The organism is Cupriavidus sp. GW823-FHT06D04 (genome assembly GCF_058795055.1).
This window is the reverse complement of record NZ_JBXAHL010000004.1, coordinates 305765-326464: the sequence shown is the minus strand read 5'-3', so window position 1 is coordinate 326464 and position 20700 is coordinate 305765. Positions and strand designations below refer to the sequence as shown.

16 protein-coding genes are annotated in these 20700 nt (G+C 66.1%); 8 read left to right on the top strand and 8 right to left on the bottom strand.

Annotated elements, in window-relative coordinates:
• A partial coding sequence (locus tag AC1Q7H_RS09450; RefSeq protein ID WP_492381140.1) for a MarR family winged helix-turn-helix transcriptional regulator occupies window positions 1–350 on the bottom strand: 350 nt, incomplete at its 3' end.
• Window positions 351–461: 111 nt separating this feature from the next.
• Window positions 462–1376 carry a LysR family transcriptional regulator gene (locus AC1Q7H_RS09445; RefSeq protein ID WP_013953712.1) on the bottom strand — a complete coding sequence of 305 codons (915 nt, stop codon included), beginning with the start codon at window positions 1374–1376 and terminating at the stop codon, window positions 462–464.
• A gap of 130 nt (window positions 1377–1506) precedes the next feature.
• Here AC1Q7H_RS09445 and AC1Q7H_RS09440 point away from each other — a divergent pair, with 130 nt between their 5' ends.
• Both AC1Q7H_RS09440 and AC1Q7H_RS09435 read left to right on the top strand, forming a co-directional pair.
• Complete coding sequence (locus tag AC1Q7H_RS09440) at window positions 1507–2601, top strand: alkene reductase (RefSeq protein ID WP_153953321.1); 1095 nt, start codon at window positions 1507–1509, stop codon at window positions 2599–2601.
• 135 nt (window positions 2602–2736) lie between these two features.
• The gene (locus AC1Q7H_RS09435) at window positions 2737–3894 is read left to right on the top strand and encodes a methyl-accepting chemotaxis protein (RefSeq protein WP_013953714.1); all 1158 of its coding nucleotides are present in this window, start codon (window positions 2737–2739) and stop codon (window positions 3892–3894) included.
• 202 nt (window positions 3895–4096) lie between these two features.
• Here the strand turns inward: AC1Q7H_RS09435 and AC1Q7H_RS09430 are convergent, their stop codons facing one another.
• The 6 genes from AC1Q7H_RS09430 to AC1Q7H_RS09405 form a co-directional block, all read right to left on the bottom strand.
• Window positions 4097–5434, bottom strand: a complete 1338-nt coding sequence (locus tag AC1Q7H_RS09430; protein ID WP_013953715.1) for an aspartate aminotransferase family protein — start codon at window positions 5432–5434, stop codon at window positions 4097–4099.
• Between the two features lie 30 nt (window positions 5435–5464).
• Window positions 5465–6967, bottom strand: coding sequence for an N-acyl-D-amino-acid deacylase family protein (locus AC1Q7H_RS09425; protein WP_211979386.1), 1503 nt, complete (start codon window positions 6965–6967; stop codon window positions 5465–5467).
• A 28-nt stretch (window positions 6968–6995) separates the two neighbouring features.
• Complete coding sequence (locus AC1Q7H_RS09420; RefSeq protein WP_492381139.1) at window positions 6996–7949, bottom strand: Bug family tripartite tricarboxylate transporter substrate binding protein; 954 nt, start codon at window positions 7947–7949, stop codon at window positions 6996–6998.
• Between the two features lie 557 nt (window positions 7950–8506).
• On the bottom strand, window positions 8507–9532 hold the full coding sequence (locus AC1Q7H_RS09415; RefSeq protein ID WP_492381138.1) for an IS110 family RNA-guided transposase: 1026 nt from the start codon (window positions 9530–9532) through the stop codon (window positions 8507–8509).
• Window positions 9533–9668: 136 nt separating this feature from the next.
• Window positions 9669–11033, bottom strand: a complete 1365-nt coding sequence (gene ltrA, locus AC1Q7H_RS09410; protein ID WP_492381142.1) for a group II intron reverse transcriptase/maturase — start codon at window positions 11031–11033, stop codon at window positions 9669–9671.
• Between the two features lie 442 nt (window positions 11034–11475).
• Window positions 11476–12564, bottom strand: a complete 1089-nt coding sequence (locus AC1Q7H_RS09405) for a helix-turn-helix domain-containing protein (protein WP_013953718.1) — start codon at window positions 12562–12564, stop codon at window positions 11476–11478.
• 236 nt (window positions 12565–12800) lie between these two features.
• Here AC1Q7H_RS09405 and AC1Q7H_RS09400 point away from each other — a divergent pair, with 236 nt between their 5' ends.
• From AC1Q7H_RS09400 to AC1Q7H_RS09375, 6 genes are all read left to right on the top strand, one after another.
• The gene (locus tag AC1Q7H_RS09400) at window positions 12801–13922 is read left to right on the top strand and encodes an aromatic ring-hydroxylating oxygenase subunit alpha (RefSeq protein WP_211979389.1); all 1122 of its coding nucleotides are present in this window, start codon (window positions 12801–12803) and stop codon (window positions 13920–13922) included.
• A 28-nt stretch (window positions 13923–13950) separates the two neighbouring features.
• Window positions 13951–15417, top strand: coding sequence for an aldehyde dehydrogenase family protein (locus AC1Q7H_RS09395; RefSeq protein ID WP_153953319.1), 1467 nt, complete (start codon window positions 13951–13953; stop codon window positions 15415–15417).
• Between the two features lie 85 nt (window positions 15418–15502).
• On the top strand, window positions 15503–17242 hold the full coding sequence (gene betA / locus AC1Q7H_RS09390) for a choline dehydrogenase (protein ID WP_211979390.1): 1740 nt from the start codon (window positions 15503–15505) through the stop codon (window positions 17240–17242).
• Window positions 17243–17408: 166 nt separating this feature from the next.
• On the top strand, window positions 17409–18299 hold the full coding sequence (locus tag AC1Q7H_RS09385) for a TorF family putative porin (protein ID WP_211979391.1): 891 nt from the start codon (window positions 17409–17411) through the stop codon (window positions 18297–18299).
• A 39-nt stretch (window positions 18300–18338) separates the two neighbouring features.
• Window positions 18339–18641, top strand: a complete 303-nt coding sequence (locus tag AC1Q7H_RS09380; protein ID WP_013953723.1) for a CBU_0592 family membrane protein — start codon at window positions 18339–18341, stop codon at window positions 18639–18641.
• 362 nt (window positions 18642–19003) lie between these two features.
• On the top strand, window positions 19004–20626 hold the full coding sequence (locus tag AC1Q7H_RS09375; protein WP_492381141.1) for a trimethylamine N-oxide permease: 1623 nt from the start codon (window positions 19004–19006) through the stop codon (window positions 20624–20626).
• Window positions 20627–20700: the final 74 nt, after the last annotated feature.

Below are 20700 nucleotides of genomic sequence, written 5' to 3'. Positions count from 1 at the left end.
TGTGCGATCAGGGTGGAGGTCAGCTTCTGCCCGCGCGGCGTGATGCGCACCAGCGTGATGCGCCGGTCGGTCTCGTGTGGGATGCGCTTGACGTAGCCCTGCGCCTCCATGCGGTCGAGCAGGCGCGTCACGGTGGGCTGCTTGGTCACCGAGACCTGCGCCAGTTCCCCGATGCTGATTGGCTTGCCGCCGGACAGCGTGGACAGGACGCGCCAGTCTGAGATGGTGAAACCATTGGCTTGCACGATCACGTGGAATTCCCCCGAGATCAGCTGGCTGGCCTGGGCCAGCAGGGCCGGGGTGTAGTTGTCGACGAAATCGTCGTCGGCGGTGTCGATGGGTTGGTTCATGCGGTCCGGTGGGCGGGTTGCGGCCCCGAAGGCCGCGCGACGGGCAGAACATACCACGGCGGGATCGTTCGTCCAGAGCAAGGCATGCCGCCACTGCCGCACACCCCCACCTTATCGGGCAACGAGCGCCGCCAGCTCCGCCGTCCGCTCCGCCACGAAATCCCGCAGCGCCCGCAGCAGCGGCGTCACCTGCCGCCGCCCCGGCACCACCATGTACAGCGGCGACGCCTCGGTGCCCCAGTCCGTGCACAGCGCCTGCAAGCGCCCTTCGGCCAGGTCCTCGGCCATATCGAAATAGGCCTTGTACGCGATCCCCTTGCCGAGCAGCGCCCAGCGGTGCACCGCGTCGCCGTCGTTGGAAACATTGAAGGCCCGCACGCGCACCGTGACGGCATCGGTGCCATGGCGCCAGAAGCGCCAGCGGTCATGCACCTCGTCGCCGAGCATGTAGCACAGGCAGTTGTGCTCCGACAGCGCCTGCGGCGTGTCCGGGGTGCCGTGCTGTGCCAGGTATTGCGGCGACGCGCACAGCACGCGGCGGTTGTCAGGCGCCACCGGCAAGGCGACCAGGTTGGAGTCCGGCGGCTCGCCATAGCGGAACGCCGCGTCCACCGGATCGCTGTAGATATTGGCGATGCGGTCAGTCAGATGCAGACGGATCTCCACCTGTGGGTGCCGGGCCTGGAAGGCATCGAGCCACGGCAGCAGCAGGTTGCGGCCGAAATCCGAGGTTGCCGACAGCTTCAGCGCCCCGCGGAAGGCTTGCACGCCGGTGGCCAGCTGCTGGCCGACCTGCTGCAACGCGTCCAGCGCCGGCCGGCCTTGTGCCAGCAGCAGTTCACCCGCCTGCGTCAGGCGCATGGTGCGGGTGGAGCGCACGAACAGCTGGACGCCCAGTTCCGCCTCCAGCCGCTTGAGCGCAGCGCTGGCGGCGGCCGGGGTCAGGTCCAGCGCCCGCGCGGCGGCCGACAGGCTGCCGCTGTCGGCGGTGCGCACGAAGATATCCAGGTCTTGCAGGGCCTTCATCGGTTGTTCCCGGATGGCTGTGATCTTCAAATTTTAATTGATAGCCGCAGCAAATGATGCGGGGTTTTTCAAAGAGAAGGCCAGTGGGACGATGACGCATCGACACCCTGCACCCACGAGGAACCCAACCATGACCGCCCCAAAGCTGTTCAGCCCCCTGCTCCTCGGCCCGCTCTCGCTGCCCAACCGCATGGTGATGGCACCGATGACCCGCGCCCGCACCAGCCAGCCCGGAAACGTGCCCAATGCGCTGATGGCGTCCTACTACGCCCAGCGCGCCAGCGCCGGCCTGATCGTCACCGAGGCCACCCAGGTCTCGCCCCAGGGCCAGGGCTACAGCTTCACGCCCGGCATCCATAGCGAAGCGCAGGTGCAGGGCTGGCGCGGCGTCAGCGATGCGGTGCACCGTGCCGGCGGACGCATCGTGCTGCAACTGTGGCACGTCGGCCGGATGTCGCATGCCAGCTTCCATGCCGACGGACTGCCGGTGGCGCCGTCGTCGCTGTCGCCCGACGCGCAGGTCTGGGTCGTCGGTGAAGACGGCGTCGGCCGCATGGTCGACTGCCCGGTGCCGCGCGCCATGACCGGGGCCGATATCCGCGCCGTGATTGAAGACTTCCGCCGCGGCGCCGCCAACGCCATGCGCGCCGGCTTTGACGGCGTGGAAATCCACGGTGCCAACGGCTACCTGGTCGACCAGTTCCTGCGCACCACCTCCAACCACCGCAACGACGGCTACGGCGGCGCCATCGCCAACCGCATCCGCTTTGCCGAGGAAGTGGTCGCCGCCGTCGCCGGCGCAGCCGGCGCCGACCGCACCGGCATCCGCCTTGCGCCCTTCATCACCCAGCGCAACATGGACTGCCCGGAGATCATTCCGACCATCCTGCAGCTGGCGCAGCGGCTCGACGCCGCCGGCGTCGCCTATATCCACCTGGCGGAAGCGGACTGGGACGACGCGCCGCACATCCCCGAAGACTTCCGCCATGCGCTGCGCGCCGCCTACAAGGGACGCGTGATCGTGGCCGGCAAGTATGACCAGGCCCGCGCCGAACGCATCCTGGGCCAGGGGCTGGCCGACCTGGTCGCGTTCGGGCGCCCCTTTGTCGCCAACCCGGATCTGCCGGCACGCTTTACAGCCGGCCTGCCGCTGGCTGGTTTTGACAGCCAGAGCTTGTTTGGCGGAGATGCGCGGGGGTATACGGACTACGCGGCGGCGGCATAGGCCGGCTTGCCCAGGAAACCGCTAAAGACCGCACCGTCCCGGCCGTTAAACAAGAGTTGGCCAGCGAAGACATTGGCAAGACAGGCAGCCGGCACGCCGGTGCCTGCACTTCTGAGGTGGAAACGGGAGAGAGACATGCAGAACCTGGGGATTCGCATACGCCTGGGCGCGGCGTTTGGCGCCATGTGGTCGCTGATGGCGATCGGGATCGCGGTGGCCTTGCCGCGGATGCAGGATGCGGCCGATGCGCGGCAACTGCTGATCGCGCTGGGCGTGGGTGGGCTATGCCTGGCGGTGGGCGCGGTCTGGGCTCTGGCGCGCAGCATCGAGGCGCCGTTGTCCGAGGCCGTCTACATCGCCGAAACCGTGGCGGCGGGTGACCTCAGCCAGGAGTTCGACACCGAGCGCGGCGGCGAGTTTGGCCGGCTGCTGGGCGGCCTGGGCGAGATGGAAGACATGCTGACCGACCTGGTGACACGCATCCGCGCTTCCACTGATTCGATCACCACCGCTTCGCACCAGATTGCCGCGGGCAATACCGACCTGTCGCAGCGCACGGAAGAGCAGGCGGCGGCGCTGGAAGAGACGGCGTCCAGCATGGGGGAGCTGACCTCGATGGTGCAGCAGAACACCGAACGCGCCCGCGCCGCCAACGGGCTGGCGGCAACCGCATCGGGCATCGCCGCGCGCGGTGGCGAAGTGGTGGGCAATGTGGTGCAGACCATGTCGGCGATCAGCGCCAGCTCGCGCAAGGTCACGGACATCATCGAAGTGATCGAAGGCATTGCCTTCCAGACCAATATCCTGGCGCTGAACGCCGCGGTGGAAGCAGCGCGCGCGGGCGAGCAGGGCCGTGGCTTTGCCGTGGTGGCGGGCGAGGTGCGCACGCTGGCGCAACGCAGTGCGTCGGCGGCGCGGGAGATCAAGCAGCTGATCGACGATTCGGTGCAGCAGGTGGACAGCGGCTCGGCACTGGTGGGCCAGGCCGGAGAGACCATGCAGGAGATCGTTCAGGCAGTGGCCAGCGTGACCGGGCTGCTAGGCGAGATTACGGCGGCATCTGAACAGCAAAGCGCCGGCATCGCGCAGGTCAACGAGGCGGTGGCGCAGATGGATACCGTGACGCAGCAGAATGCGGCGCTGGTGGAGCAGGCGGCCAGTGCGTCGCACGAACTGGCGGGCCAGGCCACCGAGCTGCAGCGCGTGGTGGGCGAGTTCAAGCTGGATGCGGAACCGGTGTCAGCACAAGCGCCGGGGCATGGCGCATTCAGGCAGGTTGCTGCGTTCGGCTGATGTGGGCAGCGCTGCCGCTGCCGCCATGGCCCGCTAACCGCTTGTGTGCTCCCTCTCCCGCTTGCGGGAGAGGGTTGGGGTGAGGGCGGGAGTCTCCACGAAGTACAGCCGATGGTATGCCAGTGCCCACCCTCACGCCCTGCCCCTCTCCCGCAAGCGGGAGAGGGGAGAAAACCAGCGGCAAGCTGACGTCTTCAGTGACTTAGGCCGTCACACTAGCCGGCAGCACCGCCTGCACCGCCGCCGCAAAGCGCTCGACAATCCTGTCGATATCCTGCGGCGTGCAAATAAACGGTGGTGCGAACAGCACGTGGTCGCCATGCACGCCGTCGACCGTCCCCCCCATCGGATAGACCAGCAGGCCGTTCTGCACGGCGGCGGCTTTCAGGCGTGCATGCGTCTTCAGCGCCGGATCAAGCGTGGCCTTGCTATCGCGGTCGGCCACGAATTCCACGCCGACGATCAAGCCGCGTCCACGGATATCGCCCAGGTTGGGATGATCGCCCAGCGCCTCGCGCAGCCGTGCCCGCAGTTGCTCGCCGCGCGCCAGCACGTTGGCCAGCAAGTTGTCTTCGGCGATGGTTCGCTGCACCGCCAGCGCCGCGGCGCAGGCCGTGGCATGGCCAATATAGGTGTGGCCATGCTGGAAGAAGCCGCTGCCGCCGACGATGGCGTCGTAGATCCGGCGCGTCGACAGCATCGCGCCGATCGGCTGGTAGCCGGCACCCAGGCCCTTGGCGATGGTGACGATATCGGGCACCACGCCATCCTCTTCGCACGCGAACAGGTAGCCGGTACGGCCCATGCCTGACATCACTTCATCCAGGATCAGCAGCACGCCGTACTTGTCGCACACGGCGCGGATGCGCTTCAGGTAGTCACCCACCGGCGGCACCGCGCCGGCGGTGGCACCCACTACGGTTTCGGCGACGAAGGCGGCCACGGTGTCGGGGCCCAGTTCCAGGATCTTGGCTTCCAGCTCGTCGGCCAGGCGCTGTGCGTACTGCGCGTCGGTCTCGCCGGCCTGCTGGTCGCGGTAGGCATAGCACGGCGACACGTGGTGCGCCGGCACCAGCAGCGGCAGGAAGGGCTCGCGCCGCCAGGCGTTGCCGCCGATGGCCAGCGCGCCCAGGGTGTTGCCGTGGTAGCTCTGGCGGCGCGCGACGAAGTGGCGGCGGCTGGACTGCCCCACTTCGACAAAATACTGGCGCGCCAGCTTCAGCGCCGACTCCACCGCTTCGGAGCCGCCCGAGACGAAGTAGACATGGTCCAGGTCGCCCGGCGCCGCTTGCACGAGCGTGTCAGCCAGGGTCTCCGACACCTCGGTGGTGAAGAACGAGGTATGCGCGTAGGCGATGTTGTCGAGTTGCGCCTTGATCGCCTCGATCACGCGCGGATGGCCGTGCCCCAGGCACGACACGGCAGCGCCGCCGGAAGCGTCCAGATAGCGCCGGCCTTCGCTGTCGATCAGTTCGATGCCCTGCCCGGCAACGGCAACGGGCAGCTTCTGGCGCGGATTGCGATGGAATACGTGGGTCATGATGGTGTGTTGGTGGTGCCTGGCCGCGCGTCAGCGGCGGACGGAAGTGTTTTCGGTGGGGCGGCGCTGCAGCACACGGCCGGAGAAGGCGGGCAGTGCGCTGCCCTCGCTGTCCGCCTGCGCGGACTGTTCCCAGACCCGGGCGCCATTGACCCAGACGCCGTGGATGCCAGTGCTCAGCTGCAGCGGGTCTTCAAAGGTGGCGCGGTCCTGCACGCGGTCCGCATCGAACAGCACCAGGTCGGCAAACGCACCCGGCACGATCTGGCCGCGGTCTGCCAGCCCGTATTGCTGCGCGGCCAGTCCGGACATCTTGTGGATCGCGGTTTCCAGCGTCATCAGCTGGTCTTCGCGCACCATGCGCGCCAGGATGCGCGGGAAGGTGCCCCACTGGCGCGGATGCGGGCGCGGGTCGAACGGCAGGCCGTCGGAGCCGAAGATGGTCAGCGGAAACTGCGCGATCCGCTCGACGTCGCGCTCATCCATGATGAAGTAGAACGCCGCCGCGGGACGCAGCTTTGCCAGCAGCGCGTCCTCGTCCAGGCCAAGCTCCTGCATCAGCTCGTGGAAGTCGCGGCCGCCCGCGGCCGGGTAGCCGGTGGACCAGGTGATCATGGTGCGCGTGGACTGGCGCACGCGGTCCAGCCGCAACATGGTCGAGGTCGCGGGATAGGGATGGCAGTCCAGGCACAGCGGCTGCAGGCGCGCGGCGTCAGCCAGCAGCCCGAGGGTTTCGACCGAGCGGCCGTGATTGCGCTTGCCCGCCACCTTGTGGTGCGAGAACACCACCGGGCAGTCGAGCGCGCGGCCGATGCGCAGCGCTTCTTCGATCGACGGCACGATGTCGTCGGTCTCGTCGCGCAGGTGCGTGGAATAGAGGCCGCCGTGGGTGCGGACCGGCTCGCACACGGCGATGATCTCGGCTTCGGTGGCGGCTGCCGCGGGCGGATAGAACGTGCCGGTCGACACACCGAAGGCGCCCGCCTCCATCGCCAGCCTGACCTCGTCGCGCATCGCGGCGACTTCCGCCTCATTGGCGGGCCGGTCCAGTTGCGGCATCGCGCGCACGCGCAACGTCGAATTCCCGAGCAGCGGCACCACGTTGACATTGGCCGGCGTCGCGCGCAGCGCGTCGAGCCACTGCGCGAAGGTATCGAAGCGGAACAGCGCGGGCGGCCCCAGCAGGTCCAGCGGCTGCGGCGGCGCGCTGCTGACCAGCGGCGCCACGCTGATGCCGCAATTGCCGGTCACCACGGTGGTGATGCCCTGCGACACCTTGGGGGTCATGTCCCGATGCACCAGCAGGTAGCCGTCGTCGTGCGTGTGGGCATCGATAAAGCCCGGTGCCAGCACGCGGCCGGCTGCGTCCACGGTCTGGTCCGCGGCCATGTCGCCGCAGTCGCCCACGGCGATGATACGGTCGCCCGCGACGGCAACATCGGCCACGCGGCGGGCTGCGCCCGTGCCGTCCACCACCGTGGCGTTGCGGAAGATCAGGTCGGCGCGCCGGGGCGCGGCGGGTTGCGATGCCATCGTCAAATCCTTGTCTCTTCGGCGGGCGTTACTGCGGCGTGATGCCGGCCTGCCTGACCACGGGCGCCCACTTGTCGGTTTCACGCGCGGCATAGCCGGCCAGCGCCTGCAGCCTGCCGCCGACCGTTTCGGCACCGAGCGCGGCGAACTTGTCCTTGATGGCCGGATCCGCCAGCGCGCGGTTGAAGGCGCCGTTGAGCTTGCCCACCACGTCGGCCGGCGTGCCTTGCGGCGCCACCAGGCCGCCCCAGGCCACCCCTTCGAAACCCGGCACGCCGGACTCCGCGATGGTGGGCAGCGCCGGCAGCAGCGGCGAACGCGCCAGGCTGGTCACCGCCAGCGGCTTGAGCTTGCCGGCCTTGATCAGCGGCAGGATGGTCGGCATGTTGTCGATCAGCACATTGACCTGGCCGCGCATCACATCGGTGGCGGCCTGCGGGCTGCCCTTGTAGCCGACGTGCGTCCAGGCGAGCCCCGCCTTGTCCGCGAGCAGCTGGCCGGTCAGGTGGCCGGACGTGCCCTGGCCCGGCGAGGCATAGGTGACCTTGTCCGGATTGGCCTTCACATAGGCCACGAGCTCGGCAATGGTCTTCACCGGCATATCCGGCTTCACCGCGATCACGTTCGGCACCTTGAACAGCAGCACCACCGGCATGAAGGCATCGGGCCGGTACGGCAGCTTGCGGAAGGTGCTCTTGTTGATCGACAGCGTCACGTTGTTGGCGTAGCCCAGCGTGTAGCCGTCAGGCGCGGCGCGTTCCAGTTCTGAGATTCCGATCACGCCCGAGGCGCCGGGCTTGTTGTCGATCACAAACGACTGGCCCAGCGACTTGCCGACTTCGGCGCCCAGTGCGCGCATCAGCACGTCGGGACTGCCGCCCGCCGCGGACGGCACCACCAGGCGGATCGGGCGCGACGGATAGCTGTCCGCCACTGCCGGCCCAGCCAGGCCCGCGGCGCCCAGCCATAACAGGGTGGCCATGAACCGTCGCTTTTGCTGCTGCCTTTGCACTTGCATCTCGATATCCCGTCCAGTACCTGGGTAGGCCCCGGCTACGCGTTTGCAGTATAGGGGCATGATCCGAGTCAATGCAACATTTGTTCCTTAAGGCTCGGAAATGAAACACCCACGATGCGGCGCAGGCACGAAAGTCCTTGCCGCAACGGCCCCGAACCCCAATGAAACAGTCGTTACAGCTGTCGGGGCGCCCCGCCAATCGGCATAGGGGGCAGCCATCGTGGCTGCGCCCCTGCCACACACATGGACGCCCCCGTTTTGTCAGGCCTTCATTGGCGATGGGGTCGATGATTGAGATTGCGGCCATACATCCGGACTGTTGAGAAGGCGACTATGGCGCCTTTGTCCCTGATGGAATCTGCTGATCGGGCTCTAATCACCACCTCGCGCTCGAAGCGCCTGTGACAGGGCAGAGTATTCCGATCCCGGTCCAACCTATCTTGCCATCACGTCGTGACTGCCCGAGCAACCTCCTGGGGGGAACGTTCTTTTGCTAGACCGATCGGATTACGCGACCTCCTCTAAGACGATGCGTAATCCGATCGGAACGTACGGTCTTGCGTGAGCAGTGCCCAGGCGACTCGCGCATTCCTGTTGGCCACCGCCACCACGGCGATGTTCTTGTGGCGTCTTACCAACAGCCGACGGAGCCAGCCAGAGAACGCGTCGTTTTTGTTTGTGGCGTAACGAACGACGGCTCGTGCTCCGTGGACCATTAGCGTGCGCAAGTACGTGTCACCGCGCTTGGTAATGCCGAGCAGCAGCGGCTTACCTCCGCTCGAATGCTGCCTCGGCACCAAGCCTAGCCACGCAGCCAATTGCCGAGCGTTGCTGAAGCACTTGCCATCCCCGATCGAAGCAACAAGCGCACTGGCCGTGATCGGGCCGATCCCGGGAATCTCTGCCAGCCTCCGGCTGGCGTCATTGGCGCGATGCCAAGCTTTGATCTGGGTCTCGAGCTCTTCCACCTGTCGATCGAGTTCCTTTAGATGATCGATCAAGCGCTGGACCAACAAGCGGAACGAGCCCGGCAGTTCGTTGCTGGCATCTTCGATGAGCGCCGGCACGTGCTGGGCGATGTTTGTGATCCCCCGCGGGATTACGAGACCGAATTCCCCGAGCAACCCGCGGATCTGGTTGGCCTGCGCAGTACGAGCGCGAACGAACCCTTGACGGGCACGATGTAGTGCAAGAACCGCCTGTTGGTCGATGTTTTTGACGGGCACAAATCGCATGTTCGGCCGTGCCACCGCCTCACAAATAGCCTCCGCATCGGCAACGTCGTTCTTGTTCGTCTTCACATAGGGCTTGACGAATTGAGGTGCCATGAGCCGTACCGTATGTCCGAACCCCTGCAGCTTGCGTGCCCAGAAGTGGGCGCTGGCGCAGGCTTCCATGCCAATCACGCAGGGCGGAAGTTTTGCAAAGAATGTGGGCATCTGGTGACGTCTTAGTTGCTTCGTCAATACTGGCTTGCCATGCTCGTTCACACCGTGGACCTGGAAGATGTTCTTGGCCAAGTCAATGCCGACTGTAGTAACGTTCATGATGACGCCTCCTTCGATGATGGTTGAGCTTCGAAGCACTTACCACTTTGGCACATCGATGCCGTTTCGGACGGGGGCGTCCATACCATTACCACCCGGCATGCGGGTCCGCACCGGGCGGTTCGAGAGGTTGAGGTTAGGCGAGGCGGGGGAGGCCCAGCCGGTCGAAGTAGTCGATGTCCAGCACCCGATTCAGCGCGCCGTCACTGTTGCGCCACCAGCGACGGCTGTTCGCCGCCACCCGATGGGCAATCGCGGGCGCCGCGCCTAGGGCCCGCAGCTCCCGGTAGATAGTCGCGCCACGTTTCCAGTGCTTGAGCTGAATGGCCCGCATCCGGTGACGGATCCATTGGTCTAGCTCACGCCAGACCTTGGGCGTTTGGGCCAACCGGAAGTAGGCCTTCCAACCTAGAACGTAGGGCCGCAGCCGATCCACCACTACCTGTAGACTTCGCCCGCCGGAGCGGCGGGTCAGTTCGCGGATGCGTTGTTTGAACGTCAGCAGCGGCTTAATTGCCACTTTGCGCTTGACCACACGCCCTGCAGCCACCCAGAAGCTGTAGCCGAGGAATTTGCGGCCGAACGCGCTTGCCACCGCGCTCTTTGCCTCGTTGACCTTCAGACGCAGGTTGCCGTACAACCGCCGCAACAGCGCCATCACCCGCTCGCCCGCCCGCTGACTGCGCACGTACACGTTCGCATCGTCGGCGTAGCGCACGAAGCAATGGCCTCGGCGCTCCAACTCCTTGTCCACCTCATCGAGCAGCACATTGGCCAGCAACGGCGACAGGGGACCGCCCTGCGGCGTGCCCTCGTTCCGTTGCAGCACCACCCCGCCATCCATCAGCCCGCTGTTCAGATACGCCCGGATCAGACGGATGACTCCGGGATCCTCGATGCGCTTCTGTAGACGGTCAATCAGGATGTCGTGGTTGACCCGGTCAAAGAACTTTTCCAAGTCCACGTCCACCACGACTCGCCGACCCGATTGCACGTACGACTGGGCGGCTAGCACCGCGTCATGCGCACGCCTGCCGGGCCGGAAGCCGTAGCTATGCTCGCTAAAGGTAGGGTCCAGAATCGGCTGCAGCACCAGCAGCGCCTGCTGGATCAATCGATCCGTCACCGTCGGGATACCAAGCTCGCGCTCGCCTCCGTCCGGCTTCGGAATCGTTACCCGCCGTACCGGACTGGGCCGGTACGTCCCCTTGAGCAGTTGCTGGCGAATCTCCGGCCACGCCGACACCAGATAGCGAGCGGTCTGATCAATATCCAGACCATCCACGCCAGCGGCGCCTTTGTTGCGTCGGACCCGCCTGAACGCCTGCTTCAGGTTCTCTCGCGTCAGCGCCGCTGTCAGCAGCGCCGACCCTGTGCTCTCCGGTTCGCGTCGCGGGCCGCAGGCTTCGTCGCAGGCGCGTTCCCGGCCGGCTTCACCGTCCGTTCCCCTCGCTCGCCCCGCTCGCGCGGGCTTCTGACGCAATGCCTGTTGCATCGACACGGCTTCAAACACTCCCTCTCGTTCGGTCCTTCGTCGGCGGACTCGAGCCTTCCCGGCGCTACCTCCGACTACTATGACCTCTGCTGAGACCCCGCTCCGGCTCGACGCCGTCGCCCTTTCAGGCGCAAGGCGGGGCGTCCCCAAGTAAGACCGCACTCCTTCACTGCACAACCGCCGGATTTACGTCGCCGCCCCTTGATCACGAGAACTTCGCGGTTATTGGCCCGCTCGTCCTGGTCGGCACCGCCTTCTATCCGGTTCGTGTCCCTCGGCTCGCAGCTTCGCTCCACGCTTCCTCCCCACGCTCGGTTACCCTCACGCAGTTGCGCTTCACTTCGTTCGCTGTGATCAACTTACGGTGGGACTTGCACCCACGGGAGTGCGCCCATGCTGGGCGCACCAAAGAAAATGGGGCGGCAATGCATGCCGCCCACTGGCGCTGTCAGGCTGCTGTGCGTGGCTTGTCCGCCGCACGCTTGCGCGGGGTCTTGCCGCCGCCGGTTGCCGGCGGCGCTGCCGGCCCGGTGACATCCTGCGAGGCGCCGACCATGGTCAGGGCGTTGCCGTGCTCGTCCAGCGTGACCTCGCCTTCCTCATGGATGTCGCGATGGCTGCCGTCGGGCAGCTGGATGCGGTAGTCGACACTGTATGGCGCCTTGTCGACGATGGCCGCGCGGATGGCGGCCTGCACGCGGGCGCGGTCCTCCTCGACGATCGACGCCAGGTAGCGCTCCATGGTCACCTTGAACGCCTGCGGGGCCCAGCCGAAGATGCGGTAGGCCTCGTCGGTCCAGGCGCAGTCGTCGGTCTGGATATTCCAGTACCAGCCGCCCAGGTGGGCAATCTCCTGCGCCTTGGCCAGCAGCGCCTCGTTCTGGCGCAGCGCGGCCTCGGCGCGTCGCCGCTCGGTGATGTCCAGGCTGACGCCGATCATCTTGACCGGGCGCTGGTCGAAATCGCGCACCAGCGTGGCCCGCGACGAGATCCAGCGCGTGGTGTCCTCATGCACGACGCGGAACTCCCACTCGTGCATCTCCTGCGCGCCCAGCGTGCGCGCCAGCACCTCGCGCAGGCGCGCAACGTCGGCCGGGTGCACGCAGGCCCAGAAGTCGTCCATGTTGCGGATATGGCGGCCGAACAGCGTGACGTCGTTGGACGAGTAGGTCAGGCCATCGGTCAGCACGTTCCATTCCCACGTGACGATGCCAGACACCTCCTGCGCGAACTTCATGCGCGCCTCGCTCTCCATGATCTCCGCCAGGTGCTTCTGGCGCAGTTCCTTGATGTGCGGGTCAGAGGCGATACTGGTCTCCAGGTCGGCGATGGCCTGCTCGCCGTAGCGCAGCCACAGCCAGTTGACACCCAGGAAGCGCGCCAGCGCGAGCAGCCGCTCGTATTCGATCTCGCCGCCACGGGTCCACTTGTGCACGGCCGACGGCGACACCGACAGCGCCTCTGCCACCTGCTTGAGCATGATCCTTTTGCCTTCCAGCACCCCCTTCAGGCGCGTGGCAAAAGTGTCTTCCGTCATGGGCATCCCCTCCACTTTTTTTCAACCGATGGTGAATTGAGTAACTCGAACCTTACACCATCACCGAAAATCGCGCGAATTGATAGCCATTAACCATCAAGTAGATCATTTTCATCGGTTTTTTGAATTGCAGCACCCCCGCGCTCCTCACTAGACTTCATCCCACATCACCGATAGTAATTTAATTTACTGTTAGTAAATCGATAAAGCACCGAGACCAACGAGGAGACAACCCCATGCAAGACACCACCGCCCCCGTCTGCGGCACCACCCCGCCGCTGGCCTACACGCTGCCGGCCGACTACTACACCTCGCAGGAAGTCTTCGAGCAGGAGAAGAAGACGATCTTCGCGCGCAGCTGGGTGTGCGTGATGCACAAGAGCCAGGTGGCCGAGAACAACCAGTACGCCACGGTGAAAGTGGCCGGCGAGAACGTGTTCGTCGTGTGCGGCCGCGACGGCGTGCTGCGCGCGTTCTACAACGTCTGCCCGCACCGCGCCCATGAGCTGTTTGCGGATGGCGCCGGCAAGGCCAAGAACGTGATCACCTGCCCCTACCACGCCTGGTCGTTCGGCCTGGACGGCAAGCTGATCCATGTGCGCAACGCCGAGAACGTGCCGGGCTTCTGCAAGGACAACGCGGGCCTGACGCCGGTGCGCGTGGAAGAGTTCTGCGGCCTGGTCTTCGTCAACCTGGACATGGACGCGAAGCCGCTGGCCGAGCAGGCCGCCGGCCTGAACGACGAAATCCGCGCCCGCTGCCCGGATGTCGACAAGCTGGTGCCGGCGCACAAGCTCAGCTACGAGATGAAGGCCAACTGGAAGGTGGTGGTCGACAACTACCTGGAATGCCTGCACTGCCAGACCGCGCACCCGGCGCTGGTCGAGTCGATCAGGATGGAGACCTACAAGCACGAAGTGCGTGGACTCTACACCAGCCAGGTCGGCCAGACCCGCTCGGGCAGCGACGCCTTCACCTATGACAGCGACGCCCCCAACACCGACTTCGCCGCGTACTGGCTGTGGCCCAACGTCACGCTGAACGTGCTCCCGGGCGACGGCAACTACGGCGTCTTCTACATGTTCCCGGTGGATGCCGACACCACCATCCAGCACTTCGAGTTCTACTTCCGCGACAGCACGCCCACGGCCGAGCAGGAACAGCTGATCGAGTACTACAAGAACGTGCTCAAGCCCGAAGACCTGAGCATCGTCGAATCGGTGCAGCGCGGCCTGAAGTCGCGCGGCTACCGCAACGGGCAGGGCCCGCTGCTGGTCACCGACGACAAGACCTCCGCCATCGGCGAGCACGGCGTGCAGCACTTCCAGCAAATGGTGCTCGACGCCCTGGCCGCCTGAAACGAACTACCGAACCGGAACCGCAGCAATGATCCAGACCCAGCTCTATATCGACGGCCAGTGGCAGTCGCCCATCGACCAAGGCACGCGCGCCATCCTGAGCCCGGCCGACGAGTCCGTGATCGCCCAGGCCGCCGAAGCCACCCGCGCCGACGCGCGCCTGGCCATCGCCGCTGCGCGCAAGGCCTTCGACGGCCCGTGGCGCCAGACGACGATCCGTGACCGCGCCAAACTGCTGAACAAGATCGCCGAACTGATCGACCGCGACGCAGAGAAGCTCGCCCACCTGGAGTCGCTCAATACCGGCAAGACGCTGACCGAGAGCCGCACCGACATGGGCGATATCGCCGCCACGTTCCGCTACTTCGCGGGGCTGGTCGCATCCGAGTCGGGCGCCGTCAACGAGGCGCCGCACCATGTGATCAGCCGCACCCTGCGCGAGCCGGTCGGCGTATGCGGCCTGATCACGCCGTGGAATTACCCCCTGCTGCAGGCGGCGTGGAAGATCGCGCCCGCGCTGGGCGCCGGCAATACCGTGGTGATCAAGCCCAGCAACCTGACGCCGCTGACCACGCACCACTTCACGCAACTGGTGGCCGAGCTGGACCTGCCGCCGGGCGTGTTCAACCTGGTGACCGGTGGCGCCGAAGTGGGCGCCGAGCTGGCCGAGAGCCTGGACGTGGACCTGGTGTCCTTCACCGGCGGCGCCTACGCCGGAGAAAGCATCATGAAGGCCGCCACCGGCAACTTCAAGCGCATCGGTCTAGAGCTGGGCGGCAAGAACCCGAACATCGTGTTTGCCGATGCCGACCTGGACGCCGCGGTCGATTACGCGCTCAACGCCGCGTTTTTCCACGCCGGGCAGGTCTGCTCCGCCGGCTCGCGCCTGATGATCGAGGACAGCATCTATGATGCATTCATCAGCCGGCTGGCCGAGCGCCTGCCGCGCATCGTGATCGGCAACGGCTTCCACGGCGAGACCCAGATGGGCCCGGTGCAGTCGGCGCAACAGCACGAGAAGATCCTGGGCATGGTGCAGGCCGGCATCGCCGAGGGCGCACGCCTGGTCCACGGCGGCAAGCGCCCGGCGGGCGACGTATTCAAGAAAGGCTACTGGCTGGAACCGACGCTACTGGCCGACGTGACGGCCGACATGAAGATTGCGAAGGAGGAAATTTTCGGGCCGGTGATCACGGCCGAGCGCTTCCGCTCCGAGGAGGAAGTGCTGCGTGCTGCCAACGACACCCCGTACGGCCTGGCCGGCGCGGTCTGGACCCGCGACCTGGACAAGGCGAATCGGATGTCGCGCGGCCTGCGCTTCGGCACGGTGTGGGTCAACGACTACCACCCGTACTTCCCGGAAGCGCCGTGGGGCGGCTACAAGGCGAGCGGCATCGGCCGCGAACTGGCCCGCGTCGGCCTGGACGAGTACACCGAACTCAAGCACAGCTATATCAACCTGGCCCCCAAGGCGATGGGCTGGTTTGGCGCCTGAGCGCAGCTGACTTCGTAATCGCGTGCGCGGCGGACCCACCCCCGGGCTGCCACGCACGGCGTCACGCAAACAAGGAGATTGCACCATGCAGGCAATCCATGAGTACGACTACATCATCGTCGGCGCGGGCTCGGCCGGCTGCGTGCTGGCCGCGCGGCTGACCGAGGATGCCGATGTCTCGGTGCTGCTGCTGGAAGCTGGCGGCCCGGACTGGCGCCTGGACTGGCGCACCCAGATGCCGGCTGCGCTGGCGTATCCGCTGCAGGGCACGACTTATAACTGGGCCTATGTGACCGAGCCCGAGCCGCATATGAACAACCGACGCATGACGCAGGGCCGCGGCAAGGGGCTGGGCGGTTCGTCGCTGATCAACGGCATGGTCTATATCCGCGGCAACGCCATGGACTACGACGGCTGGGCAGAGAACAAGTCGCTGGAGAACTGGAGCTACGCCGACTGCCTGCCCTACTTCCGCAAGGCCGAGACCTACGACAAGGGCGCCAACGACTACCATGGCGGCAACGGCCCGCTGCACGTGACCACGCCCAGGCCCGATATCAGCCCGCTGTTCCGCGCCTTTATCAAGGCCGGCGAGCAGGCCGGCTATGGCCAGACCCAGGACCTGAACGGCTATCGCCAGGAAGGTTTCGGTCCGATGGACCGCACCACCACCGCGCGCGGGCGCCGCTGCAGCACCTCGCTGGCCTACCTGGACCAGGCGAAAGACCGGCCCAACCTGACCGTGCATACGCGTGCGCTGGCGGACCGCATCCTGTTCTCAGGTCAGCGCGCCACTGGCATCTCATACGTCCAGGGCGACCACGTGCGTGAAGCCTGTGCGCGCCGCGAAGTGATCGTCAGCAATGGCGCGATCGCCTCGCCGCAACTGCTGCTGCGCTCCGGCGTGGGCAATGCGGACGAGCTGCGCGCATTTGGCATCGAGTCGGTGGCAGACCTGAAGGGCGTCGGCGAGAACCTGCAGGACCACCTCGAGATGTACCTGCAGTACGAATGCACCAAACCCGTATCGCTGTACCCGGCGCTGAAGTGGTGGAACAAGCCCGCGATCGGCATCGAATGGTATCTGCGCGGCACCGGCACCGCGGCCTCCAACCACTTCGAGGCGGGCGGCTTTATCCGCAGCAGCGATGACTTTGCCTGGCCCAACCTGCAGTACCACTTCATCCCGCTGGCGATGAACTACGACGGCAGCAACCCGGTGCAGTCGCATGGCTTCCAGTGCCATGTGGGCTCGATGCGCTCGCCCAGCACCGGCTTTGTCAAGCTGGCCAGCCGCGACCCGCGCGTGAAGCCGCGGCTGCTGTTCAACTACATGGCGCATGACGTCGACTGGCGCGAGTTCCGCGCCGCAGTGCGCCTGACGCGCGAGATCATCGGCCAGCAGGCGCTGGACCAGTTCCGCGGCCGCGAGATCAAGCCCGGCATGATGGTGCAGAGCGATGCCGAGATCGACGCCTTCGTGCGCGAGCATGCCGAGACCGCGCTGCACCCGTCCTGCACCTGCAAGATGGGCGACGCCTCCGACCCGATGGCGGTGGTCGACAACCAGGGCCGCGTGCACGGGCTGTCGGGTCTGCGCGTGGTCGATGCCTCGATCATGCCGAAGATCATCACCGGCAACCTGAACGCACCCACCATCATGATGGCCGAGAAGCTGGCCGACGTGATCCGCGGACGCGCACCGCTGCAACGCTCGACGGCGCCTTACTACAAGGCCGCCACCGCGCGCGGCGGGTCGCAGGCAGACGCGGTGCGGCATCCGCCAGCCACCACTGCGCGAATGCCGATGCCGATGCCCGCCTGACCAGGCGGAGCGGCGCGGGCTTCCCGCCAGAACCCCTGACCGACGCATGTGCTGCCGGGACTTCGGTCCCCGGCGGGCAGCGTGCGTCCGGTCGGGCGCCGCGCACCCACACCACGAAGCCGGCTACCCAGAACAAACGCAGACCGGCTGCAAGGAGGAGACTTCCATGCTGCGCAAATGCTTTGCTTCAAGACGGGCCCTGCAAGGCGCCCTGCCCCTGCTGCTGTGCCAGGCGCTGACCGCGCAGGCGCAGACGAGTGCCGGGGCCGAAACCACGCTGGCCGTGGCGCCGGTGCCGCAGGTCACGGCTACCGTGCCGCCGGCCGAGGCCGCATCGCCCGCGCCGCTGAGCGTCAACCTGACGCTGACATCGCAATACGTATCGCGCGGTTTCCGCCAGACCTGGGGCAAGCCTGCGGTGCAGGGCGGCATCGACTACGCCCACCCCAGCGGCTTCTCCGCGGGTACGTGGATGTCGAGCATCAGCGACAAGTTCATCGAGGGCGGCACCGTCGAATGGGATCTGTATGCCGGCTACACCGGCACCGTCGGCGATTTCACCTATGCCGGGCAGGTCTACTACTACCTGTACCCGGGCGCGAAGCTGCAGTACGCGCAGACCAGGTACAACTACGGCGAGGCCGTCGCGTCGCTGACGTACAAGTGGTTCAACGTCAAGTACTGGCTGACCTATACGCCCGACTACTTTGGCTACAACAGCGCCTCGCTGCTCGCCGGCAACGACCTGCACAGCCGCGGCTCGGGCTACCTGGATATCAACGGCACCTTCGACCTGGGCCACGGCGTCTCGCTGCTGCTGCACTACGGCCAGGAGCGCGTGCGCAACTTTTCCGCCTACAGCTTCCGCGACGTGCGCGTGGCATTGTCCAAGGCCTTCGAGGGCGGCTGGACCGTGACCGGCGCCTATACCCGCGGCTGGGGGCGCACCGACGTCTACGACAAGTACACCACCGGGGCGCTGGATTCGTCCGGCAACCCTTCCGTTTCCAACCCGCTGAAAAGCACGTTCCTGGTCTCGCTGACCAAGACGTTCTGACGGCAATCTTCAACCGCTGTTTTACCGCTTCCTACCACCATGGCCTCCCTGGGTCTTACCGACGCGACCGGACTTGTCGGCGTTGCCGCCTACGTTGCCGCGCATTTTGCCGTGCAGGTCCTGCACAAATCCCCGACCGGCAGGCTGGCCGTCGTCCTCAACGTGATCGGGCCGAGCTGCATCCTGGTCTCGCTGACCGGCGCCTTCAACCTGGCCTCGTTCCTGACCCAGTGCTTCTGGCTGGGGCTGACGCTGGTGGGCTGGTGGCGCAACCGGCGGGCAGGGCATGCGGTGGTGGAAACGCTGGGCGGGCCGCGCCCGGGACAGCCAGCGCAGCAGTAAGGAAGAGGCGGCCGGGACGCTTTGCAACGCGATACAAATCTTCCGTTGCCTTGGCTCCCAGCCGTTTCTATACTCACCTCAAAACACCCTTGGTAACATAATTAACTAATGGTGAATCGACGAGATACCGGAAAGCCTGAGACCCCGTAACGGGCCGCATGGCAACCCGGGATGACAACAGGAGACAAGGATGAGAAACGCCCCCAGAATCCCCGCCAGACATTCCCGACCGTCGTAACCCCGGCAGGCAGTACCGCAACGTACCCACCCAGACCGCAGACGGCAGACCGTGACGGAGCGCAGCTCCAGATAAACGGCAACCCGGGAAGCAAGGAGACATCGTGTATTCACAGAAAGACGTGCTGTCGATCGGCGCGCAGGCGCCGCTCGCCCCCGCCCAACCACAGCAGCAAACCCAATCGCATGAACTGCAGCGCACCCTGACCTGGAAGGATGCCTTCTGGGTCACCAGCGGCGTGCCCGCGGGCGTGCTCTTCACCATCGGCGGCGTGTCCGCCACCATCGGCAACCCGGCCTGGGTGATCTGGATCCTCGCCATCCTGGTCGGCTTTGTGCAGTGCTTCGTCTATGCGGAGATCTCGGGCCTGTATCCGCACAAGTCCGGCGGCGCCTCGGTGTACGGCGCGCTCGGCTGGGTGCGCTACAGCAAGTTCGTCGCACCGGTCTCGGTGTGGTGCAACTGGGTAGCCTGGTCGCCGATGCTGGCGCTGGGCACCAGCCTCGCCGCCGGCTACATGCTGAGCGCGCTGTTCCCGCCCGACTCGGTCATCAACACCTGGCAGCTGACGCTGCTGGACCTGGGCGTTGTCAGCAAGGGCCTGACGCTGCGGGTGAACTCCATCTTCATCCTGGCCACCGCCTTTCTGCTGATCACCTTCAAGCTGCAGCACAGCGGCGCCTCGGCCGCGGCCACCACGCAGCGCATCCTGGGCATTGCCTCGCTGACGCCGCTGGTGCTGATCGCGCTGGTGCCGATGTTCACCGGCGACATGCCGTCCACCAGCTTCCTGCCGCTGCTGCCGCTGACCCATGACGCGGCCGGCGCGCCGGTGCTGGGCGGCTGGAACGCCGCCGGCATCAGCACCGCCATGGGCGCCATGTTCCTGGCCTGCTGGTCGACCTTCGGCTTCGAGACCGCAGTGTGCTACACGCGTGAGTTCAAGGATCCGCAGAAGGACACCTTCAAGGCGATCTTCTGGTCCGGCGTGCTGTGCCTGTTCATGTTCATCGCGGTGCCGATCGCCTTCCAGGGCTCGCTGGGCCTGTCGGGCATGCTGGAACCGGCCATCGTCGACGGCTCCGGCGTGGGCGCGGCCATGGCCAGGTTCGTCGGCGGCGGCGCGGTGGTGTTCAACGTGATCGTGGTGATGCTGGTGCTGGCGATCCTGCTGATCGTGATGACCTCGATGATGGGTTCGTCGCGCACGCTGTACCAGGCCTCGCTCGACGGCTGGCTGCCGCGCTACCTCTCGCACGTGAACGAGCACGGCTCGCCCACGCGCGCCATGTGGACGGACCTGGTGTTCAACCTATTCCTGCTGCTGATGTCGAACTACATGGCGGTGCTGTCGATCAGCAACGTCTGCTACATGATCTTCGTGTTCCTGAACCTGCAGTCGGGCTGGATCCACCGCATGGACCGCCCGGACTGGGCCCGGCCCTACAAGTGCAAGAACTGGCTGCTGGCACTGGGCGCGTTCTTCGGCTTCTTCGACCTGGCATTCGTCGGTGCCGGCGCCAACTTCCAGGGCGAGCACACACTGCGCAACGGCCTGATCGCCGCGCTGCTGATCGTGCCGGTGTTCGTCTACCGCCACTACATCCAGGACAAGGGCCGCTTCCCCGAGTCGATGCGCCGCGACATGGAGCTGCCCAATGCGCGCGCTGGCGCGCTGCCCTACGTGGCGCTGATCGTCGGCGGGCTGGTGGTGTGGATCGCTGCCAAGCTGACGGTGATCACCTGACGGCTCCGGCAGGCCGGCCCGGTGGCGGCCTGACCCCCTTCCCGATTTCCCTGCTTTTCCTGAATTCCGAGGTA

What these genes read in the sequence shown, in the direction of transcription:
- AC1Q7H_RS09445 (WP_013953712.1), bottom strand. Translation starts at nt 1,376, where the DNA reads ATGAAGGCCCTGCAAGACCTGGATATCTTCGTGCGCACCGCCGACAGC.
- AC1Q7H_RS09440 (WP_153953321.1), top strand. Translation starts at nt 1,507, where the DNA reads ATGACCGCCCCAAAGCTGTTCAGCCCCCTGCTCCTCGGCCCGCTCTCG.
- AC1Q7H_RS09435 (WP_013953714.1), top strand. Translation starts at nt 2,737, where the DNA reads ATGCAGAACCTGGGGATTCGCATACGCCTGGGCGCGGCGTTTGGCGCC.
- AC1Q7H_RS09430 (WP_013953715.1), bottom strand. Translation starts at nt 5,434, where the DNA reads ATGACCCACGTATTCCATCGCAATCCGCGCCAGAAGCTGCCCGTTGCC.
- AC1Q7H_RS09425 (WP_211979386.1), bottom strand. Translation starts at nt 6,967, where the DNA reads ATGGCATCGCAACCCGCCGCGCCCCGGCGCGCCGACCTGATCTTCCGC.
- AC1Q7H_RS09420 (WP_492381139.1), bottom strand. Translation starts at nt 7,949, where the DNA reads ATGGCCACCCTGTTATGGCTGGGCGCCGCGGGCCTGGCTGGGCCGGCA.
- AC1Q7H_RS09415 (WP_492381138.1), bottom strand. Translation starts at nt 9,532, where the DNA reads ATGAACGTTACTACAGTCGGCATTGACTTGGCCAAGAACATCTTCCAG.
- AC1Q7H_RS09405 (WP_013953718.1), bottom strand. Translation starts at nt 12,564, where the DNA reads ATGACGGAAGACACTTTTGCCACGCGCCTGAAGGGGGTGCTGGAAGGC.
- AC1Q7H_RS09400 (WP_211979389.1), top strand. Translation starts at nt 12,801, where the DNA reads ATGCAAGACACCACCGCCCCCGTCTGCGGCACCACCCCGCCGCTGGCC.
- AC1Q7H_RS09395 (WP_153953319.1), top strand. Translation starts at nt 13,951, where the DNA reads ATGATCCAGACCCAGCTCTATATCGACGGCCAGTGGCAGTCGCCCATC.
- betA (WP_211979390.1), top strand. Translation starts at nt 15,503, where the DNA reads ATGCAGGCAATCCATGAGTACGACTACATCATCGTCGGCGCGGGCTCG.
- AC1Q7H_RS09385 (WP_211979391.1), top strand. Translation starts at nt 17,409, where the DNA reads ATGCTGCGCAAATGCTTTGCTTCAAGACGGGCCCTGCAAGGCGCCCTG.
- AC1Q7H_RS09380 (WP_013953723.1), top strand. Translation starts at nt 18,339, where the DNA reads ATGGCCTCCCTGGGTCTTACCGACGCGACCGGACTTGTCGGCGTTGCC.